The organism is Cryobacterium sp. TMS1-13-1 (assembly GCF_004403125.1).
In the GTDB taxonomy this organism is placed as follows: Bacteria; Actinomycetota; Actinomycetes; order Actinomycetales; family Microbacteriaceae; genus Cryobacterium; species Cryobacterium levicorallinum.
In genome coordinates, this window is the sequence record NZ_SOGX01000001.1 from 103,554 (window position 1) to 123,587 (window position 20,034).

Annotated in this window: 17 protein-coding genes; 14 read left to right on the forward strand and 3 right to left on the reverse strand. The window is 64.1% G+C overall.

Translation table 11 applies throughout. The annotated features are described in order from the left end of the window. Positions 1-5 precede the first annotated feature (5 nt). A complete protein-coding gene (locus tag E3T31_RS00560; protein WP_166788338.1) occupies positions 6-737 on the reverse strand; it encodes a GntR family transcriptional regulator in 732 nt (243 codons plus the stop codon). A 291-nt stretch (positions 738-1,028) separates the two neighbouring features. Here E3T31_RS00560 and E3T31_RS00565 point away from each other — a divergent pair, with 291 nt between their 5' ends. The 12 genes from E3T31_RS00565 to E3T31_RS00620 all read left to right on the forward strand — a co-directional run bounded on the left by E3T31_RS00565 (position 1,029) and on the right by E3T31_RS00620 (position 15,687). Next, positions 1,029-2,168, forward strand: coding sequence for an extracellular solute-binding protein (locus tag E3T31_RS00565; RefSeq protein ID WP_134467003.1), 1,140 nt, complete (start codon positions 1,029-1,031; stop codon positions 2,166-2,168). 113 nt (positions 2,169-2,281) lie between these two features. Then, complete coding sequence (locus E3T31_RS00570; protein ID WP_166788339.1) at positions 2,282-3,109, forward strand: ABC transporter permease subunit; 828 nt, start codon at positions 2,282-2,284, stop codon at positions 3,107-3,109. Further along, positions 3,106-3,972: an ABC transporter permease gene (locus E3T31_RS00575; RefSeq protein WP_166788340.1), complete on the forward strand. Its 867-nt coding sequence runs from the start codon at positions 3,106-3,108 to the stop codon at positions 3,970-3,972. Before E3T31_RS00570 ends, E3T31_RS00575 begins: the two co-directional genes overlap by 4 nt. Further along, positions 3,969-5,036, forward strand: coding sequence for an ABC transporter ATP-binding protein (locus E3T31_RS00580; protein WP_134467006.1), 1,068 nt, complete (start codon positions 3,969-3,971; stop codon positions 5,034-5,036). The genes E3T31_RS00575 and E3T31_RS00580 overlap by 4 nt, the downstream gene beginning before the upstream one ends. Further along, entirely contained in the window at positions 5,037-7,016 is a 1,980-nt protein-coding gene (locus E3T31_RS00585) for an HAD family hydrolase (RefSeq protein WP_134467007.1), read from the forward strand. Between the two features lie 112 nt (positions 7,017-7,128). Next, positions 7,129-9,027: an ABC transporter ATP-binding protein gene (locus E3T31_RS00590; protein WP_134467070.1), complete on the forward strand. Its 1,899-nt coding sequence runs from the start codon at positions 7,129-7,131 to the stop codon at positions 9,025-9,027. A 270-nt stretch (positions 9,028-9,297) separates the two neighbouring features. Then, complete coding sequence (locus E3T31_RS00595; RefSeq protein WP_134467008.1) at positions 9,298-10,455, forward strand: extracellular solute-binding protein; 1,158 nt, start codon at positions 9,298-9,300, stop codon at positions 10,453-10,455. Continuing rightward, positions 10,452-11,393 carry an ABC transporter permease gene (locus E3T31_RS00600; RefSeq protein WP_134467009.1) on the forward strand — a complete coding sequence of 314 codons (942 nt, stop codon included), beginning with the start codon at positions 10,452-10,454 and terminating at the stop codon, positions 11,391-11,393. The genes E3T31_RS00595 and E3T31_RS00600 overlap by 4 nt, the downstream gene beginning before the upstream one ends. Then, entirely contained in the window at positions 11,393-12,238 is an 846-nt protein-coding gene (locus E3T31_RS00605; protein ID WP_241977442.1) for an ABC transporter permease, read from the forward strand. Before E3T31_RS00600 ends, E3T31_RS00605 begins: the two co-directional genes overlap by 1 nt. Before the next feature lie 37 nt (positions 12,239-12,275). Continuing rightward, positions 12,276-13,352 carry an ABC transporter ATP-binding protein gene (locus tag E3T31_RS00610; protein WP_134467010.1) on the forward strand — a complete coding sequence of 359 codons (1,077 nt, stop codon included), beginning with the start codon at positions 12,276-12,278 and terminating at the stop codon, positions 13,350-13,352. Beyond that, positions 13,349-14,899: an inositol monophosphatase family protein gene (locus tag E3T31_RS17560; protein WP_166788341.1), complete on the forward strand. Its 1,551-nt coding sequence runs from the start codon at positions 13,349-13,351 to the stop codon at positions 14,897-14,899. Before E3T31_RS00610 ends, E3T31_RS17560 begins: the two co-directional genes overlap by 4 nt. Further along, positions 14,899-15,687, forward strand: a complete 789-nt coding sequence (locus tag E3T31_RS00620) for a DUF6454 family protein (RefSeq protein WP_134467011.1) — start codon at positions 14,899-14,901, stop codon at positions 15,685-15,687. Before E3T31_RS17560 ends, E3T31_RS00620 begins: the two co-directional genes overlap by 1 nt. Positions 15,688-15,814: 127 nt before the next feature. Here the strand turns inward: E3T31_RS00620 and E3T31_RS00625 are convergent, their stop codons facing one another. Together E3T31_RS00625 and E3T31_RS00630 are read right to left on the reverse strand one after the other, a co-directional pair. Next, the gene (locus E3T31_RS00625) at positions 15,815-16,507 is read right to left on the reverse strand and encodes a DUF305 domain-containing protein (RefSeq protein ID WP_134467012.1); all 693 of its coding nucleotides are present in this window, start codon (positions 16,505-16,507) and stop codon (positions 15,815-15,817) included. 25 nt (positions 16,508-16,532) lie between these two features. Next, the gene (locus tag E3T31_RS00630; protein ID WP_134467013.1) at positions 16,533-17,213 is read right to left on the reverse strand and encodes a DUF3105 domain-containing protein; all 681 of its coding nucleotides are present in this window, start codon (positions 17,211-17,213) and stop codon (positions 16,533-16,535) included. A 268-nt stretch (positions 17,214-17,481) separates the two neighbouring features. On the opposite strand from E3T31_RS00630, the gene E3T31_RS00635 reads away from it, so the two are divergent. Beyond that, the gene (locus E3T31_RS00635) at positions 17,482-18,846 is read left to right on the forward strand and encodes a cystathionine beta-synthase (RefSeq protein ID WP_134467014.1); all 1,365 of its coding nucleotides are present in this window, start codon (positions 17,482-17,484) and stop codon (positions 18,844-18,846) included. 23 nt (positions 18,847-18,869) lie between these two features. Then, a complete protein-coding gene (locus E3T31_RS00640; RefSeq protein ID WP_134467015.1) occupies positions 18,870-20,015 on the forward strand; it encodes a cystathionine gamma-synthase in 1,146 nt (381 codons plus the stop codon). The last annotated feature ends 19 nt before the right edge of the window (positions 20,016-20,034 follow it).

Here is a 20,034-nt window from a genome sequence, read left to right on the forward strand (position 1 = left end):
GATCGTCATTCCCAGCGCAAGGCGTTGGCGTTGAGGGAGTTGTCGACGACGAGGCTGATGGTGCCGGCGACGTAGCGGTCGACTGACCACTCCAGAGGTAGGCCGTCGCGGCTGAAGCTAACGCGCTTGTGCATGAGCAGCGGGGACCCGCGGCGTACATCGAGCAGCCGCGCGTCTTCCGCCCCTGCTGGGCAGGCGGAAAACTGATGCTCCGCGCGGGAGAAAGTGATGTTGGCCGTCGCCGCGAGCCAGGCAGTCACCGACGGGCAGTCGGACGGAATCTGCTCCACCTCGGCGCCGACCGAGTCCCGGTAGCGGGTGCGCTCCACCATGATGGCGCTGCCGTCAAGCAGGCGTACCCGCACAACGCAGAATACGCGAGCGGCTCTCGGTAGCCGAAGTTCCTCGCGGTCGAGCGGCGAAGCGTCCTGCCACACCCCCGAGATGACGTGGCCGGCTGGCACGCGCCCGCGCGACGACGCCCATTGGGCAAAACTTCGAAATTCTTCGAACGTGGCGGCTAGCCGCGGCTCGCCGACGACGGTGCGCCGACTGCCACGACGGGAGGCCAGGACCCCCTCGGTTTCGAGTTCGCCCAGCGCCTGCCGGATGGTACCGGGAGCAACGTCGAATTTTTCCGAGAGCTCACGTTCGCTGGGCAGCTGACTTCCGCGCTCATAGAAGCCCCGGGTAATTGCGCCTCGAACGGCTTCTGCAATGTCGTGATACCGCGCCACGCCCAACCTCACTCTGTACGGCCGCGCTCTGAGCGCCCAGCCTGGATCACTGTCCAAAGTATTGCGTCACCGCAACGTGCGACGACCGCACCGGGCTCCCGCACTGGGGGTTCACCGAGCGTTTACCTACTCGTCACTCAATTTACCCGTCCCGGCCCAACTTCTCTAGTGAACTTCGAACGTCAAAGATCAAAGTTCACTAGAGAAGTTGGGTGAGCGATGATCTTTTGTCTCGGGAGTTTCCGTCGGTGACCCTCCGGTACACGATCATTCTGGCTGAAGAGGATTTCAATGAACACGTCGCACCGCCGTTACCTGCCCGCAATCCTGCTTGTCGGCGCGATTGGCCTGTCTGGTTGTGCTAGCACCGCCACTGACGCTGCCGCGGACGCCGGCTGGGCCGCCGCGACATCGGTCGAAGCCGGTGGGGGGCTGGACAGCCTTGTCAGTGCTGCGCAGGCTGAAGGAACCCTGAACGTCATGGGACTGTATCCGGACTGGGCCAACTATGGGGTGTTGGTAGAGGAATTCACGGCGACCTACGGCATCGAAGTCGACAACGACACCTCGGCCGGTTCCAGCCAGGACCAGATCAATGCCATCAAGAACCGCATTGGCCAGAGCCGGTCTCTCGACTACCTCGACACCGGAGTTTCCTTCGCCAACAGCGCCAGTGCGGAGGGGCTCCTGGCTGAATATCGTCCTGCCACGGTCGCTGATATTGACCCGGCGCTGACGGACACCGATGGACGGTGGACGAACCAGTACGGCGGTTATGTCACTATCGGGTGTGACGCGGTGGCGGTGGCGGTGTGCCCCAGCTCTTTCGCCGAACTCGACGACCCGCAGTACGCCGGCAAGGTCGCCCTCACCGGAAACCCTGCCCAGGGCGAATCCGGCTTCAACGCAGTCTGGGCCGCAGCAATGGCGATGGGCGGTAGCCTCGACGATATCCAGCCGGGTATCGACTTCATGGCGGAGCTGTCGGCGAGCGGCATCCTCATTCCCGTTGAGGCCAACGCTGGAACACTGGAAACCGGTGAAACCCCCATCATCATCAACTGGGACTACCTGAATTTGGCTGTCGCCGATGACACTGCCGCGGCTGGTGTCGATTTTCAGGTTGCCATCCCGACCGACGGCACCATGGCGTCCTATTACGCCGCGTCGATCAACGCAGATGCCCCGCACCCCGCTGCGGCGCGCCTCTGGATCGAGTTCATGTACTCCGACGAGGGGCAGAACATCCTGCTCAATGGCTACACCCGACCCGTGCGTTTTGACGCACTGGTCGAATCCGGTGCTGTCGACACGGCTGCGGCCGATAGGCTCCCGACCGTCACGAACGGCTTCGAGTTTCCGTCCGAAGCCCAGCGCAGCGCCGCCAACCTGCTGCTGGCTGAGAAGTGGGACGCAGCGGTCGCCTCGTGACGCTCACGGTGGCTAGGAGCGACGCACCCTCCGGCACTGATTCGGTCGACCGGGCAACGGATCTCGTTCATTCGTCGCCCGCTCGGCCCGAGCGCCGAGGCGACTCCTCGTTCATGGGACTGATCCCTTTCCTAGTCTTCATCGCATTTTTTCTGGGCGTGCCGGTCTGCGGCATCGTGCTGTCGGCGTTTCGAGTCGCCGACGTCAACGACCCGGGAAGCTACGTGCCCAGCCTGGCCAACTTTGTGGCCAGTTTCCGGGGGGCGTCCTGGGAGGCAATGCAGAACAGCCTGCAGATTAGCCTGATAGCCGCACTGACCGGCGGCATTATCGGTCTGGCCCTCGCGCAGGCCATTCTCACTACGCGCTCCAAGAAACTCACCGCCGTGGTCACCGTGCTCACGAGCGTGCTGGCCAATTCCGGAGGCGTTCCGCTCGCGTTCTCCTTCATCGCGGCGGTCGGGAACGCCGGCATCATGACGGGGCTCCTGTCACTGACGGACCTGGGTTTCACCCTCTACAGCAGCGGCGGACTCATTCTGATGTATCAGTATTTTCTGATACCGACCATGGTCATGGTTGTTTTGCCCACCCTGGCCGGCCTGCGCTTGGAATGGAAGGAGGCGGCAGCCTCCGTCGGGGCAACCAGCTGGCACTTCTGGGAGAAGGTCGGCTTGCCGATCGCCACTCCGGCGATTCTGGCCGGATTTGTCCTGCTCTTTGGCGCGTCGTTCGCGACCCACGCCTCGGCCGCGGCCCTGATCGGAGGCGGCGGAGTACCCCTCATTACCCTCCGCATCGACAGTGGACTGGCCGGTGGCAACTTGGCCGGACAGGAGAATGTGGCTATGGCACTGGGTGTCAACATGATCATCGTGGCCCTGCTGGTCTTACTCGTCTACATGCCGCTGCAGAAACGGAGTCTGAGATGGTTCAAATGAAGCAGCCGACGCGTGCGGCGCGCGGCATCCGTATCGTGGCGCCGGGGCTCAGCTGGGCCTTGATCATCTTGGTGGCGCTTTACATTGCGGTGCCGATGCTCTGCGCTTTAGCCTTCAGCATCTACGTGCCCACCATCGGATTCACCTTTGAGCCGTATCTGGAATCGGTGCGTGACCCCGGATTTTTCGGTGCGCTTTCGCTGACGCTGCTCATAACCGTTCTGACCGTTTTCGGGCTGCTGGCCATTATGGTTCCGACCATGGTGTATATCCACCTGAAGGCGCCCCGGTGGCGCCCCATTATTGAGATCGTCTGCACGATCCCCCTCGTCGTACCGTCAATCGCTCTAGCGGCCGGATTAGTCACCGTGCTGCGCAGCATGGCCAGTTTCGGTCGCGGTTCCGTGCCGGCTCAGATCAGCCAGCTGCTGCAAAACCCCGACCTGCCCATCGTTCTGATCGGCAGCTACATCGTCTTAACCCTGCCATTCGTATTTCGATCGCTCGATGCTGGTCTGCGCACCATTGATCTGCGCACCCTCGTCGAGAGCGCACATTCACTCGGGGCAAGCAGCGCCACAGTGCTCCGGCGGGTCATCCTGCCCAACATTAAAGGGCCAGTCATCTTCTGTGTCTTCTTTTGTATCGCACTGTGCCTGGGTGAATTCACGATGGCGGTGACGCTTGGCTATCGAACTCTGCCGGTTTGGCTCACCCAAATTGCCGGATCCAATTTTCGCGCGTCCATTTCCATGTCCCTCCTCATTAACGCCCTCACCTGGGCACTGTTGATCGCCATGACCGTACTCGCCGGACGGGCAGCTCCCGCGCGCGCCCTGGCCTTGAAAGGACACGAATCGTGACGCTTACAGCAACAATCGCTCACCCCCGAAGTGCAACGGGGGCGCGTATCGAGTACACATCGGTGAGCAAGCAATTTGGTGATACCACCGTGCTCACTGGCCTTGACCTCACTGTCGAACCCGGGGAATTTGTTGCACTGCTCGGCCCTTCTGGCTGCGGAAAAACAACAGCGCTGCGAATTCTTGCCGGGTTCGAGACCGCGTCGAGCGGTACTGTCACGGTGGACGGGCGCGATGTATTGCAGGTCCCGGCCCACCGTCGCGGCATTGGCATGGTGTTTCAGTCGTACAGTCTGTTTCCCAACCTCAGTGTGGCCGACAACGTATCGTTCGGACTCGTCGTGCGACGCGAAGGCAAGGCCAAGCGGGTAGCGAAACTGACCTCTTTGCTTGAGCTGGTCGGGCTGCCCGGTTTCGCAGATCGGTTTCCGGCCCAACTTTCCGGCGGACAGCAACAGCGCGTCGCGCTCGCACGAGCGCTCGCCGTTGAGCCTCGGGTGCTGCTCTTGGATGAACCCCTGTCGGCTCTGGATGCCAGGGTGCGCGCCTCACTTCGGGAGGAGATTCGCAACCTGCAACTCCGGCTCGGGATCACGATGCTCTTCGTCACCCATGACCAGGATGAAGCGCTAGCGATGGCCGATCGGGTGGCGGTCATGCGGGGCGGTGGAATCGAACAGATTGACCAGCCGGGGGTTCTCTACGACCAACCGAGCACTGATTTCGTTGCTCGCTTCGTTGGTACGACGAACCAGCTCGCCGTCGCCCGCGGCGCGGCCGTCCCTGAGCTCTGGACGCCCCACCGTGATGGCGATCGTGATTTGCTCTATGTGCGGCCCGAATTACTCATGCTGGAGGCGTCCGAGCGCGGATCTGCCCACATCATTTCCCACGTTTACCGCGGTGCGACGACTCGCATCACGGCCAAGATCGAGGGTGACATTAGTCACGGAAGTTCCGAGATCAAGGTCGACGTTCCCTCGGCTAGCGTAGCCAAATTAGCGATCGGCCTGAGAGTTCAGGTTCGACTTACGGGGCGCCCGGCGCTTCGGATGGAGGCATAAATGCAAGCCCAATTTCTCAACACCAGCATTGACGTGAGCGCGAGCTTGCTGCCGGGCGCAGCATCCGCGATCATTTTTGACTGCGACGGACTACTCGCGGACACCGAGGACCTCTGGTTGCGTGCCGTGGCTGCGTGCGCGAACGAGCGCGGCACAACCCTGACCGACCTGGCCGGTTTTCGTGGTGGCGCAATAGACGACGTGGCCGCGCAGCTCGTGACGATCCTCGCCGATGCCGGGCTTCCGACCCCCTCGGTAAACAAATTGGAGGTGTCGCTGTCCGAAGAATTTCAATCCCTCATCGCCCAGGAGGCGACCGCGATGCCGGGAGCTGTGGCCCTGGTGAGTGAACTCGCGTCACGATTCCCCGTCGCGGTCGCGTCAAACAGTCCGCGTGCGCTGCTCGACCAGATTCTGGAACGTATCGGTGTGCGTGACTTGATCACGTGTTCCGTCGCCCGGGATGAGGTGTCGGCGGGCAAACCCGCTCCCGAGTTGTACGTGGCTGCCCTCCGCAAACTGCACGAACTCGATCCATCGGTAACCGCCGAGACAGCCGTCGCCTTTGAAGACTCGGCGGTGGGGGCGTTGGCTGCCATGAGTGCCGGTCTGCTCGTTGTCGGCGTCAACGCTGACCCGAAAGTGGTCCTCGACTGCCACGTGCGGCACACCACTCTGCTCGAAGAAGAACTCGTCGATTGGGCCCGTATCTTGGAACGGGAGAAGCCCGCGCAGGTCGGGCCGTACACTCTCGTCGGGGGCTCCTTCGACGCGGCGACGTCGACTTTGACCGTGCAGTGCCAATATCCGGCCGAACAAACGGCGCGGGTGCAGGTTTATGCCCAGAGCGACTGTCTGTGGAACGAGCTGCCGGCAGGTCTACCCGTGGCATCGGCATCCGTGCCCAACGATAGGGAATCACTCTCAATAGATCTGGCCCACCTGCCCGACGGGACCTATCGTTTTCTGCTGGTGACGGATGGTTTAGTACCGGAATGGAATGGGCGGACCGGTGAATTCACCGTGCGAACAACCGTGCCAGTGGCGCAGTCCTCAGCTCCTCAGACAGCGGCGCCCGCTACGTTCACTCCGGAATCGCCGGAGCAGGGTGTGACCGCCATGACCTGGAATCTCTGGTTCGGCGGATGCCACTCCAACGACGGCCACGCCAAGCAGGTCGCGTACCTTCAAGAATCTTCCCACTCGATCGTGGCCCTGCAGGAGTCTTTCGGGGATCATGGCCGTCGGTTGGCGGCGGCGATGGGGTGGAATATCGCGCAACAGGGTCATGACACCGCGGTGATAAGTCCGTATCCACTGTCGCTTCATTACACCGAGACCGATCCCTTCGCAACCTGTGCCACCGTTTTCACACCGACCGGTGCCGTCACGGTGTGGTCAGCGCACCTGTGGCACTCGGACTACGGCCCCTATACGGCCGATGATGCGCGCATTCCTGCGCGCTATACCCTCGCCAGCCGGGGCGAACGCCGACGCACAGGCGAGCTCGCGAAAATCTTGTCTGAACAGGGCCGGCTCGAGCGCGAGGGCGTTGTGTCTGCACAGGATTCCATTCTCATCATGGGTGATTTCAACGTGCCCTCGCATCTGGACTGGAAGCCGGGACACCGCGCCAATACTGTCGAGTGGCCCACTTCACGCATGCTCGAGGTCGCGGGGTACGCCGATGCATTTCGAGTCGTTCATCCGAATGTTGGTGTCGCGCCCGGGCACACCTGGTCGCCGATCATCCCATCCGATGAGGAACCTCGGGACCGGATTGACTTCATCTTTAGCCGGGGTGCGCGCGCCTTAGCGGCATATACCGTAGCCGGTGAGGCAGAGAGCGAGGCACCCCCAAAGCGCCGCATCGGTGAAAACCGCCAAGTTGGCCTGGGTGCGAGCGTTCTAGGCCACCACCTTGAGAATGCGTGGCCGACCGATCACGCAGCTGTCGTGGCCCGGTTGAACTGGAATTGACGGAGGTTCCTGGGCCGAGTCGGGACATCCGCCTCGCGGCGTGGTGTGCGCTGCTTTGCTGCCGACCGAAAAAGTAGTCCACAGCTGCGTTTAGAGTAAGTGCATGAGTGGAATGCACGGTGCCCCTGGTCATGGCCCGCGGCAGCAGACGGGGGTGGAGCGCCCCCGCAAGCGAGTCAGTGGAGCGGATACCGCGGCGCAGCGCGCCGAGAACGCGCTCGCGCCGCGCATCCCGCACCTGCTCGCCCGCATCACCGACCTGTTCGCGCCGCACCGCAACACCCTCATCGTCACGGTCGTACTCGTTCTGATCAGCGCAGCCCTCTCGGTGGTGCCGCCGCTCCTCACCCAGCGGGCCTTCGACGACGGCCTCTTTCCGCCCGGCGGCACCCCGAATCTCTCGGTGCTCGGTGTGCTCGTGGCGCTCATGCTTGGCGTCTTTCTGGTCAACGCGTTGCTCGGCGTCTGGCAAACCTGGCTCACCGCGAGCGTTGGTAACAAGGTGATGGGCGCCCTGCGGGTGCGCCTGTTCACACACCTGCAGGCGATGGAACTGAGCTTCTTCACCAAAACCAAGACCGGCGTGATTCAGTCGCGGCTGCAAAACGATGTCGGTGGTGTCGCGACGGTGCTGACTAACACGATTTCCAGCATCCTGGGCAACACGGTCACGGTGATCGCGGCGTTCGTGGCGATGCTGCTGCTCAACTGGCAGTTGACCATCGTGGCGGTCGTGCTGATGCCGGTTCTGGTGTTCGCCCAGCGCCGGGTCGGGCAGGTGCGGGCGCGCATCGCCGGAAAGACCCAGGAGTCGCTCTCGGACATGACCGCGATCACGCAGGAGACGCTGAGCGTGTCGGGCATTCTGCTGTCGAAGAGCTTCACCCGGCAGCAGAATGAGATCGATCGGTATGCGCAGGAGAACCGCAACCAGGTGCGGCTGCAGGTGAGCCAGCAGATGAGCGGCCAGTGGTTCTTCGCCACGGTGAGCGTGTTCCTGTCGGCGATTCCCGCGATCGTCTACCTCGTGGCCGGCGCGCTCGTGTTCAACGGAACGACCGAGATCACCCCCGGCACGATCGTGGCCTTCACGACCGTGCAGTCCCGGCTGATTTTTCCGCTGCTCGGACTCATGCGGGTCGCCCTCGACCTGCAAACCTCGTCAGCACTCTTTGCGCGCATCTTTGAGTACCTCGACCTGAAGCCGGCGATCAGTGACAAGCCCGACGCGGCGCTCGTGCCGACGGCCGGCACCGATCGGGGCCGGGTCGAGTTCGACCGCGTGCGGTTTGCCTACCCCGATGCCGGCGGCGACGCGCGACCGACCCTCGACGACGTGTCGCTGACGATTGAGCCGGGCCAGTTTGCGGCGTTCGTCGGGCCTTCCGGCGCCGGAAAGACCACCGTGTCGTACCTGATTCCGCGCTTCTACGAGGCCTCGGCCGGCCGGGTGCTGTTCTCCGGCGTCGACGTGCGCGACCTGCAACAAGAGTCACTCGTCTCCCACATCGGCATCGTCAGCCAGGAAACCTACCTGTTTCACGCGACCATCGCCGAGAATCTGCGCTATGCCAAACCGGGGGCAACGGATGCCGAGCTGATCGCGGCGGCGCGCGCCGCCAACATCCACGACACGATCGACTCGTTCCCGGAGAAGTACAACACTATGGTGGGGGAGCGCGGCTATCGGCTGTCCGGCGGCGAGAAGCAGCGCATCGCGATCGCCCGGGTGCTGCTCAAGGACCCCCCGGTTCTCATCCTCGATGAGGCAACGAGCGCGCTCGACTCCATTTCGGAGAGCGTGGTGCAGGCCGCGCTGGACACGGCCAGTCACGGTCGCACGACCATCGCGATCGCCCACCGGCTGTCGACGATCGTCGACGCCGACGTGATCTTCGTCGTCGACGCCGGCCGCATCGTCGAGCGCGGCACCCACGCCGACCTGCTGGCCCAAGGCGCCGTCTACGCGTCTCTCTACGCCCGCCAAATCACGTCCAGCCCCGCCCCCTAGCTTCTTCCCTGCACGGTGCCTGGGCACCGAGCGCGGGCCAAGTTTATAAGCTGAGCCCCGGTTCATAAGGTGGGCCTCGCGAGTGCACCGCAGCCGCAGCCCGAAGGTGGGCCCGACCCGCGCGGTACCACGGGATCTGCGTTCACCTTCGCGTCGACGGGGCAACGTTTCCTGTTTACCTTCGGGCAATGTGCTGGTCACCCGCATTTTGGAAGATCGGTGTGCTCCATATTGGGGCGTACCCATCGCCCAAATAGCAGACGGACAGTAATGAAAACAACTCGGCTCCTTGCCGCCACAGCCGTAGCATCAGTCGCGATCTTGGCCTTAGCCGGATGCGTGCAGAGCAGCGCCGCAACATCGCTGGACACCGATGGGTCGGCCGATCAGGCCCTCACGGTACTCATCAGTGGCGGTGAAAACATCCAGGCGCTGTGGGAAGACCACCTCATTCCCGCCTTCGAAGAGGAGAACCCCGGTTACACCGTCGCGGTCAACCTCGATCTGCACGGCGAGCACGATGCCCAGACGATGGCCAAGCTGACGAGTGCCACGGAGCAGGAAAAGGACCCGGGCTTCGACCTCGTTGACGGCGGATTCGTGCCCATGGCCGCCGAGGCCGGACTGCTGACGCCGATGACCGCGGACGAAATTCCCGCCTTCAATGACATTCCGGGTGACGTCGTCGAGGCCGGTGGTGCCGGCGGGATCGCCTACCGTGGCTCCGTCGTTCTGCTGGCATACGACACCGCCACCATCCCGACACCGCCGAAGACCCTCGACGAGCTGCTGGCATGGATTGAGGCGAACCCGGGCGAATTCACCTACAACTCCCCGAAGTCCGGCGGATCCGGCTCGGCCTTCGTCGCGACGGTCCTCGACAAGTACGTCTCTGAGGATGCCCGCGCAAAAATGACCGTCGGCTACGAGAAGGAATTGGAAAGCGAGTGGACCGAAGGGTTCGAAACGCTCCGCAGCCTGAACCCGTACATCTACCAGAATGGTTTCTACCCCAACGGCAACCAGCAGACGCTGGACCTGCTGGCGAGCGGTGAAATCTCGATGGCGCCGGTCTGGTCCGACATGTTCATCTCCGGCAAGAAGAACGGCGCGATTGGCGAGTCCGTGGACTACACGCAGATCGCCGACCCGTCCTTCACCGGAAGCGCGGCCTACCTCGGCGTTCCGGCTGCCAGCCCCCGCCAGGAGGGTGCGCTCAAGCTCGCCAACTTCGTCCTGACCCCCGACGCTCAGGAAATGATCGTGAACGAGATCGCCGGCTTCCCGGCAATCAGCCTCGACCTGCTTTCGGCCGACGTTCAGAACGAGTTCGAGGACGCCGACACCGGCAACCTGCGCAAGGGGTACTTCTCTCAGATGGGCAGTGACTTGAGCAACCTGTGGGATCAGGAAGTTCCGGGACAGTGACTCTCGCCCCGACCAGGGGCTCAAAGCGACGCGCCATAGCCACCCCGGCTGTGGCGCGTCGCCCGTTGGGCTTCTTCCTTGCCCTTCCCCCGATCATTTTGATTCTGCTGTTCGTGGGATTCCCGATCGTCCTGGCATTTGCGTTCAGCATCGGCCTGACCGGTGGCCTGAACCACGTGATCGCCTCGATCGGCCTGAACGTGCACGAAGCCGAGAACTGGTGGGGAACACCGGCGGCCTATATCGAGGTGCTCTCGAACTCCCGCATCCTGCGCGACCTCTCGGTCACCGTCGGCGTGACAGCGCTCAGCACGGTCATCGTCATTTTTCTGGCCCTGGGCATCGGGCTGTTCCTCAAACTCCGTGACGGACGGATGGCCCGGCTGCTGTCCGGTCTGGCGATCATCCCGCTGTTAATCCCGGTGGTCATCGCCTCCTGGGCAATCGTCACGTTCTACTCCGGTGACGGCTTCGTGCGCAGCGTCTTTGCGCAGTTCGGTGTCGAGGCGCCGGTGTGGGCCTTCACCATGGTCGCCGTGGTGATCGGATCCGTGTGGACCTCGCTGCCGTTCGCGGTACTCATGATCACCTCCGGCCTGCAGGCCATTCCCAACGCCATGATCGAAGCGGCGCGGGACGCCGGTGCCGGGTTTCTGCGCATTGTCGTATCCATTCTCATTCCCATGGCCTTCGTACCGATCCTGATCGCGGTCACGTTCACCGCGATCGGCGTGGTCGGCTCCTTCACGGTGCCGTACTTCACGGGGCCCAATGCGCCCAACATGCTCGGCGTGAGCATGTCCAACTATTTCTCGGCCTTCAACCAGCCGCAGCAATCCGTCGTGATGGCCTTCATCGTCTTTGTGATCGCATCCGGTATCGCTGCAGCGTATGTCTGGGCCAACTTTCGATCAGCAAAGGATCAGGGAAAAATCTGATGACGATGATCACTAAGCGCGCGCGCCAGAACGCAGCGCGGCTCAACTTCAGCGGTCCGCTCAGCGGGCTCTTTTTCGTCCTCATGGTCGTTTTCATTCTCGGCCCGCTGGCCTGGCTGGGCATTCGAGCATTTGCCGAATCCTGGACCTTCCCCAACCTCGGCCCGGACGGCTGGACCCTGCGCTGGTGGAGCGTTGTGCTCGGCGACGAAACACTCGGCCGGGCGGTGCAGAATTCGCTCGCGCTCGCCGCGTTGACCGTGCTGGTTTCGGCCTGCATTTGTCTGCCGGCCGCCTATGCCTTCGCGCGTTACGAATTCTGGGGTCGGCGAACCTTTCTGATCGGACTGTTCGCCCTCAACGCCTTTCCGAAAATGGGCCTGTACGTCACCATCGCATCCTTGTTTTACGCGTTCAACCTGATGAGTACCGTGCTGGGCGTGTTGATAGTGCACGTGTTGGGAACCGTAGTGTTCATGACCTGGATTCCCGCTGCCGCCTTCGCCGCGGTGCCACGCAGCCTCGAGGAAGCGGCGCGCGACGCCGGGGCCTCGAAACTGCGGGTGTTCCTCAGCGTGACCTTTCCCCTGGCCCTGCCCGGAATTTTGGTGGCCGCGGTGATGTCGTTTCTGGCGTCGTTTGACGAGGCGCAGGGCACCTATCTCATTGGCGCACCCGACATTATGACCATGCCAACACAGATGTACACCCTCGTACTCAACTACCCGAATCAGGTGGCAGCTGTGTTCTCCATTCTGCTGGCCATCCCCTCGGTCGCCCTGCTGCTGGCGGCGCACAAGCACATCGTCGGCGGCACGCTCGCCGAGGGATTCCAAATCAAATAGCTCCGCTCCGGCAATCGCAAGAAGTGTAGAGAAGACCATGACTTTGATCGAAGAAATACATTCCACGACACCCACACACCGTGAAACGGATGCCGGCGGCTCGCGCGGTCTGCGCGTGCGCGGCCTCCACAAGGCGCTCGGCGGTCGGACTATCATCGACAATCTCGACCTGACCGTGCAGGACGGGGAGCTGGTCTCCCTGCTTGGCCCCTCCGGCTGTGGAAAAACCACGACCCTGCGCATGATCGCCGGATTCCTCGCGCCCGACGCCGGCTCGATCCAGGTGCACGACCGCGAGGTGTCCGCCCTCGGTGCCGAGAAACGGCCCAGTGCCATGGTGTTTCAGAACTATGCGCTGTGGCCGCACATGACGGTCGTGAAGAACGTCGGCTTCCCCCTCAAACTGCGTCGACTCGGCAAAAAGGAGATCGAGCAGCGAGTGGATGCTGTCCTCGCGCTGGTCAACCTGCTGCACCACAAAAACGCACGGCCGGCCCGCATCTCCGGGGGTGAGCAGCAGCGCGTTGCCCTGGCGCGCGCCCTGGTGCAGGAGCCGGAGCTGCTGTTGCTGGACGAACCGCTCAGCAACCTGGACGCGAAGCTGCGGGTGAAAGTGCGTGAGGACATCCGTGAAATTCAGCAGCGCCTGGGCATCACGACGCTGATCGTGACGCACGACCAGGAGGAGGCGATGTCGATGTCCGATCGAATCGCCGTGATGAACGCCGGAAAGATTGAGCAGTTCAGCCGGCCGGCCGAGCTGTATTCCCGGCCGGAAACCGAATTCGTCGCCACCTTCATCGGCAGCCTGAACCGGATCGAGGGTTCGCTGGTGAACGGCGCCGTCGTGCCCGGTGACGACGTCATCGGCATTCGCCCGGAAGACGTGGTGTTCACCCTGCACGCATCATTCGATGCACGCCCGGCCGTCGTCGAGCGCGTCGTGCCCCACGGGCATTTTCACGAAATCTACCTGAAGCGCGATGACGCCACTCTTCGCGCCTTCGCCTCCGGGCTGCCACCGGCGCCCGGCGATCGCGGTCACGCCGCCATCCAGAAGGCGCTTACCTTTCGGCAGGGCCGGCTCGTCACGACCGCCGGGGTGGCGGCATGAGCGCGCCCAGCGCGGCCGCCCAGCGGGTCGCCGCCGTCACCGCTCACCGCGGGGATTCCCAGAATTTTCGGGAGAATACCCTCGCAGCGATTCGATCGGCGATTGCGGCGGGAGCGGACTACGTCGAGGTCGACGTTCGGGTCACCCGTGACGGCCAGGTGGTGTTGCTGCACGATGCGAGCCTCCTTCGGTTGTGGGGCTTCGACGCCGCCATCTCGGACCTGACCTACGCGCAGGTCGCCCTGTTGGGCGGCGACGATCTTCGTGTCCCGTTGTTGCGAGACGCGCTGAAGCTGTTCGAAGATTCCCCCGCCCTGCTGCTTATCGACATGGACGAGGAAGCGCCGGCCGCGCCGGCTTTTGACGTAGTGCGAGAAAGCGGCCTGGACGTCGCGTGGTGTGGAAGTTTGGCCGGGATGCGGCGCATCCGTTCTCTGGATGCTGCGGCTAGCATCTGGCTGCCGTGGGACCGGCGCGAGGCGCCACCGCTCGAGTTGATCGAAGAGCTCCGGCCGGATTTTGTGAACGTGGAGTATGTCGTGCTCAGCCGGAAGCTCGTGGACGACATTCATGCCCTGGGCTTAGGGGTCGCCTGCTGGACGGTCGATAGCGCCGCGATCATGCGGTGGGTGCTCGCGCTGGGCGTGGATTCCGTGACCTCCAATCGGTTGGCTCTGCTCGCCGAGACCGTGCGCGAGGCCGTCGGGCCTGAGCCGGCGCCTTTCTCTGCGGTGTCGGCGTTCTCGGCGGACGAGCTGCGCGAGGCCAGTGCGATCGCCCGGGAACTCGCGATCTGGGCGCAGGACTATAGCCGATCCGCCGACAAGGGAACAATTTCGACCAAGGCGAACCCCGGCGACCTCGTGACCGAGGTGGACGTTGCCGTCGAGGCCCATGTTCGCGCGCGGATTGCTGCCAAGTTTCCCGGCCACAACTTCGTCGGCGAAGAGATGGGCGGAGAGGCGCAGGCCGGTGTGCCGTGCTGGTACCTCGACCCGGTCGACGGCACGACAAACTACGCCAACCTGATTCCGTGGACGTCGTTTTCACTCGCCCTGGCGGTGGATGACGTTCCCTACGTCGCCGTCGTGTCCGAACCCTGGCGCGGCGACCTGTTCGAAGCGGTGGCCGGGCAGGGCGCCCGGCTCAATGGCGCTGCCCTGGCGCTGCCCCGAGCCGGCGAGGGACCACTGTCGCTGGCCGGACGGGTCGTGCACACGGAACTCGCCGGGCACCTGCCGTGGCCGGGCATGATCGAACTCCTGACCGCGCTGGGCGAGCGGTTCAGCATCATGCGGGTGATGGGCTCAGCCACACTGACCGTCGTGGGAATCGCCGCCGGACGGGGAGCCGCCTCGGTGATCGGCCAGTTCAGCGCCGTCGACCATCTGGCCGGCACCCTGATCGTGCAGGAGGCCGGTGGCGTCGTGCTTGACGAAGACGGGATTCCAAACGCGTTTCCTCGGCGCGGCGGCATTCTGGTGGCCGCCCCCGAGGCCGCGACGGAAGTGTATGGCCTGTGGCGCGCCGCCGTGCGCGCGAGCTGATGCCCGCACTCGACGGCCTCGACCGGAACACGCCCTGGCACCTGGTCGACCGGTTACCGCTCGACTTTGCCACCTTCCACCCGCAGGGGCTGGCCTTCGCCGCGGGACTCACCTTTCTGTCTTCGGTGGAGATTCAGGCCGAAACCCGTGGAGTGGGTCACGTGTTCATCATCGACGAGCGGGGAGCCTTGCAGCGGGACCTGATCGTGGGCGACGACGAGATGTACCACCCGGGCGGCATCGACTTCGACGGCAGTTCGGTGTGGGTGTCGGTGGCGCAGTACCGCCCGGGAGGCCAGAGCATGATCATGACGATCGACCCGGCGACCGGCGAGGTTCGGGAGCGCTTTCAGGTCGCCGACCACGTGAGCTGGGTGGTCTGCGACCGGGTGAATAGCCTCGTGCACGGCGCCAGCTGGGGCTCACGGTTCTTCTACACCTGGACTGTTGCTGGGGCGTTGGTCGCGTATTGGCCGAATCCGAGCGGGTTCATCGACTACCAGGACTGCCGCTTTCTCGGTGAGGGTCTCATCGCCGCGAGCGGAATCGCGGTGCTGAGCGGGGCATCCGGAGCCTTTGAGCTGGGCGGGTTGGCACTCATCGACACCGCACAGCGCACGATCGCTCGGGAATTTCCGATCGACCTGTACTCGACGGCCGGGCACACGGTCACTCGAAACCCGTTCTCGATCTCGCTCGACTCGGGCTGCGTGACGATGCGGGTGGCCCCCGACGACGACGACGAAGGCAACGGCACCGAAATTCTGACCTATCGCGCCACCCCCTGACGCCATCGTGCACGGGGACCGGGCCCGGAACGTGGGCCCAGTTCATAGACTGGGCCCCGGTTCATAGGGTGGGCCCGGCGCCCGTCGCGCGGAGGCGCACCGACGGCCCGGCGCGCACCGGGGAGGACTACGAACGGTCGGCGAGCATCCCGGTCATCAGATCGATTTCGGACTCCTGGCTCAGCACGACCGAGGTCGCAAACGACTGCACGGTCGTGTTGGTGCTGCGGTCCAGCACCGCCTCGGCCATCTCGATCGCACCCCGGTGGTGAGCGATCATGATTGCGAGAAACTGGCGTTCAGCTTCGACCCCGGAGGCCGCGGTGAGCGCGGCAATTTCGGCGGCGGTCGCGAGTCCGGGCATCGGCTCCCCGGCGACGTGCACGGCGTCGGAACCGGCCGTGTGCGGTCCGTCGTGGGTCTCGCCGGAGAGGCCGGGTCGGGTCATCCAGGTCATCGACGGCTCCGGGGCGAATTGCGGCAGCCCCCACACGGCGAGCCAGCCCGACATCTGCCCGCTCTGCTTGGCCTGCGTCGTGGCAATGTCGTAGGCGAGCAGCCGCACCGGTTCATCATCGGTTCGATCGCGGATGATCAGGGCGAGTTCGACCCCCTGGTTGTGGTGCTCCTGCATATCCCGCGCGAAGCCGACCTCGGCGCTCGTCGTCTCGGGCGTCGCGTCGACGATCGTGCTCAACCTCCCGATTGAGAAGGCCACGGCTCCGACTACGAGCGCCGTCACCAGAACGGAAGCCGCGATCGCACGAATCAGGGTGCGGCGCGGTCGCGACGGTGGGGCATCCGCTGGTCGCGCAGGCATTATGGGCTGCACGCTGTCCCGCGCTCTAGGAAACCTTGCCGGGAGCGTCGATTGCGCCCGAGCAGGAGGCGCCGTCTTCGGGCACGTTCGTGCTCTTCCAGAATTCGGTGAAGAATTCACCGATGCGCGCGTCGTCTGCGCTGTCGATCTGCAGCTGGGCATTCCAACCGCTCAGCACGATCGGTGCGGGAATTCCCTCGAAGGGCGACAACACGACGTAGCTGGAGGGCAGCACCGTCTTGAGCAGGTCGAGCTCGGCGTCAGCGATCGCCGGGTCGTAGGTCACCCAGATTGCGCCGTGCTCGAGGGAGTGCACCGCGTTCTCGCTCGGAACCACCTGGTCGTACACGCCGCAATTGAGCCAGGCTGGAGCGTGTTCGCCACCGGCGGGCGGCGTCTGCTCGTAGGTCACCGCCGTTTCGACGTGTCCGGCCGTGTTAGTGAAGGTCTCCACGCCGTCGATCGTCGACGCATCGCCGGCGCCGCCGCCCGCGTAGTTCGCCGCTTTCGGGGCGAGCGCAAAAGTGGCCACCAAGAGAGCGATGATAGCGACCGCGGCGACCGAGCCACCGATGATGCCGATCCGTCGGTTGCGCTTGCTGCGCTTCTGCTGGCGGTGATATTCCTCCAGCTTCTTCGCGCGCTTCGCAGCACGCTCTTCCTTGATCGACGCTTTGTTCACTGGGGATCCGGGCTGGGGGGTCACGACGGCCTCTCTGTGGGAACTACTTCCGTCGAACGTATCAGTCGCCCCTGCAGCTTCCCTCTGATCTCGCTCTCACAGACATTTCTCAGGCTGGTCGCCAGGTCTCGCCGCCCGTTAGAGTGGAGGCGTGCCCGTTCACTCGTTGTGTTGCTGCTGTCGCTAGCCGACCCTCCACGAACGCGCCCGGCCACCGCCCGGAACGCGCCGCGCCGGTGCAACCCGAGGCCGCGCCTGCCCACTGGTGTTCGGCTCGACAGAAGGAATTCCCATGAAAATCGCTAACACCATTCTCGACCTCATCGGTGACACGCCGCTGGTCAAACTCCACAAGGTCACCGCGGGATTGACCGCGACGGTGCTGGTGAAGCTGGAATATCTCAACCCGGGCGGCTCGGCGAAGGACCGCATCGCGGTGCGCATCATCGACGCAGCCGAGCGCGATGGATTCTTGAAACCCGGCGGTACGATCGTTGAACCCACCTCCGGCAACACCGGGGTGGGCCTGGCCCTGGTGGCGCAGCAGCGCGGCTACAAGTGCGTGTTCGTATTGCCGGACAAGGTCGGCGAGGACAAACGCAACGTCCTCACGGCATACGGCGCCGAGATCGTGGTGACGCCGACATCCGTTTCACCGGAGGACCCCGAATCGTATTACAGCGTCTCGGACCGGCTGGCCAGGGATATTCCGGGTGCTTTCAAGCCCAACCAATACTTCAACCTGAACGGCCCGCTCAGTCACTACGAGACCACCGGCCCCGAGATCTGGCGCGACACCGACGGCACGGTCACGCACTTCGTCGCCGGAGTCGGCACCGGCGGCACCATCACCGGAACCGGCCGCTACCTGCGGGAGGTGTCGAACGACGCCGTGCGCATCATCGGAGCGGACCCGGAAGGTTCGGTCTACTCCGGCGGCACCGGCCGGCCCTACCTGGTCGAGGGTGTTGGTGAGGACTTTTGGCCGGGCGCCTACGATCCCGCCGTCGTGCACGAGGTCATCGCCGTCTCCGACGCTGACTCCTTCGCGATGACCCGGCGGCTCGCGCTCGAAGAGGGAATTTTGGTCGGCGGCTCCAGCGGAATGGCCGTCGTTGCCGCCCTGCGTGCAGCCGAAAAGCTCGGACCCGACGACACCATCGTGGTGCTGCTGCCCGACGGCGGTCGCGGTTATCTCGGCAAGATCTTCAACGATAAGTGGATGCGCAGTTACGGTTTCAGCGCAGCCCCCGCCGGTCACACGGTCGCCAATTTGCTCGAATCGAAGACCGGGCGACTGCCGGCCCTGGTCTATGTGCACCCGAGCGACACCGTGCGTGACGCCATCGAAACCATGACCAGCCAGGGTGTGTCGCAGCTGCTCGTGCTGAGCGCCAAGCCGCCCGTCGTCATGGGGGAGGTGCTTGGCTCGGTCGATGAGCGAGCTCTGATGGACCGGGTCTTCTCCGGCGACGCGCAGCTCACCGACCGGATCGGGGCGATCGTGGGCGTGCCGCTGCCGCTGATCGGCGTCAACGAGCCCGTCGCTGCCGCCCGCGCCGCCTTCGCCACTCACGACGCGCTGCTCGTGACCGACGGCGGCAAACCACTCGGCGTCATCACCCGGCACGACCTGCTCAGCTACCTGAGCGTCTAATCATTTCTACACAGGGAGCACCCATGGCTAACAAGTTCGACACGATCGCCATCCACGCCGGTCAGGAATTCGACCCGACGACCGGCGCCGTCATTCCGCCGATCTACCAGACTTCCACCTACGTGCAGGAGAGCATCGGCAACCTGCGCGGCGGTTACGAGTACAGCCGCGGCGGCAACCCCACCCGCACCGTGCTCGAATCCCTGCTCGCCGCGTTGGAAGGCGGCAAGCACGGCCTGTCGTTCGCGAGCGGTCTCGCTGCGGAAGACACCATTTTGCGCGCCATCCTCAAGCCGGGCGACCACGTGGTGCTCGGCAACGACGTCTACGGAGGAACCCACCGGCTCATCAACCAGGTGCACGGAGCCTGGGGCGTGCTCAACACGACCGTTGAGATGAGCGACCTTGCGGCGGTTGAGGCGGCCATCCGCCCCGAAACCAAAATCCTCTGGGTGGAGACGCCGAGCAACCCGCTGATGAAGATCAGCGACATCGCGGCACTGTCCGAGATCGCGCACCGGCACGGTGTCATCGCGATCGTCGACAACACGTTTGCGTCGCCGGCCCTGCAGCATCCGCTTGCCTTCGGCGCTGACGTCGTCGTACACTCGACCACGAAATATCTTGGCGGCCACTCTGATGTGCTCGGCGGCGCGCTCATCATCAACGATGACGAGCTGCACGAGAAGGCCAAGTTTCTGCAGTTCGCGGCCGGGCCGGTGTCGGCCCCGCTTGACTCCTGGTTGACCGTCCGCGGCATCAAGACGCTCTCGGTGCGCATGGAACGGCACTGCAAGAACGCCCAGACCATCGCCGAATTTCTCGACGGCCACCCAGCCATCGAGCAGGTCTACTACCCGGGGCTGCCCGGCCATCCGGGGCACGAGCTGGCCAAGAAGCAGATGTCCGGCTTCGGCGGCATGATCTCCATCGCGTTCGCCGGTGGCGCCGCGGCCGCTCGCCAGTTCGCCGAGTCGATGCACCTGTTCCAGCTGGCCGAATCGCTCGGCGGCGTGGAGTCGCTCGTGAACTACCCCTCGGAAATGACGCACGCCTCGGTGCGCGGGACCGAGCTCGAGGTGCCCGACAATATCATTCGCCTCTCGGTCGGAATCGAAGACGTCGAGGACCTCATCGCCGACCTGAAGGGTGCGCTGCCCGGGGCCTGACCCCGGGCCCCGTCCGGTG

Excerpts from the sequence above, each read along its gene's own strand:
- E3T31_RS00565 (WP_134467003.1), top strand. The coding sequence starts at position 1,029 with ATGAACACGTCGCACCGCCGTTACCTGCCCGCAATCCTGCTTGTCGGC.
- E3T31_RS00570 (WP_166788339.1), top strand. The coding sequence starts at position 2,282 with ATGGGACTGATCCCTTTCCTAGTCTTCATCGCATTTTTTCTGGGCGTG.
- E3T31_RS00575 (WP_166788340.1), top strand. The coding sequence starts at position 3,106 with ATGAAGCAGCCGACGCGTGCGGCGCGCGGCATCCGTATCGTGGCGCCG.
- E3T31_RS00585 (WP_134467007.1), top strand. The coding sequence starts at position 5,037 with ATGCAAGCCCAATTTCTCAACACCAGCATTGACGTGAGCGCGAGCTTG.
- E3T31_RS00590 (WP_134467070.1), top strand. The coding sequence starts at position 7,129 with ATGCACGGTGCCCCTGGTCATGGCCCGCGGCAGCAGACGGGGGTGGAG.
- E3T31_RS00595 (WP_134467008.1), top strand. The coding sequence starts at position 9,298 with ATGAAAACAACTCGGCTCCTTGCCGCCACAGCCGTAGCATCAGTCGCG.
- E3T31_RS00605 (WP_241977442.1), top strand. The coding sequence starts at position 11,393 with ATGACGATGATCACTAAGCGCGCGCGCCAGAACGCAGCGCGGCTCAAC.
- E3T31_RS00610 (WP_134467010.1), top strand. The coding sequence starts at position 12,276 with ATGACTTTGATCGAAGAAATACATTCCACGACACCCACACACCGTGAA.
- E3T31_RS17560 (WP_166788341.1), top strand. The coding sequence starts at position 13,349 with ATGAGCGCGCCCAGCGCGGCCGCCCAGCGGGTCGCCGCCGTCACCGCT.
- E3T31_RS00620 (WP_134467011.1), top strand. The coding sequence starts at position 14,899 with ATGCCCGCACTCGACGGCCTCGACCGGAACACGCCCTGGCACCTGGTC.
- E3T31_RS00625 (WP_134467012.1), bottom strand. The coding sequence starts at position 16,507 with ATGCCTGCGCGACCAGCGGATGCCCCACCGTCGCGACCGCGCCGCACC.
- E3T31_RS00635 (WP_134467014.1), top strand. The coding sequence starts at position 17,482 with ATGAAAATCGCTAACACCATTCTCGACCTCATCGGTGACACGCCGCTG.
- E3T31_RS00640 (WP_134467015.1), top strand. The coding sequence starts at position 18,870 with ATGGCTAACAAGTTCGACACGATCGCCATCCACGCCGGTCAGGAATTC.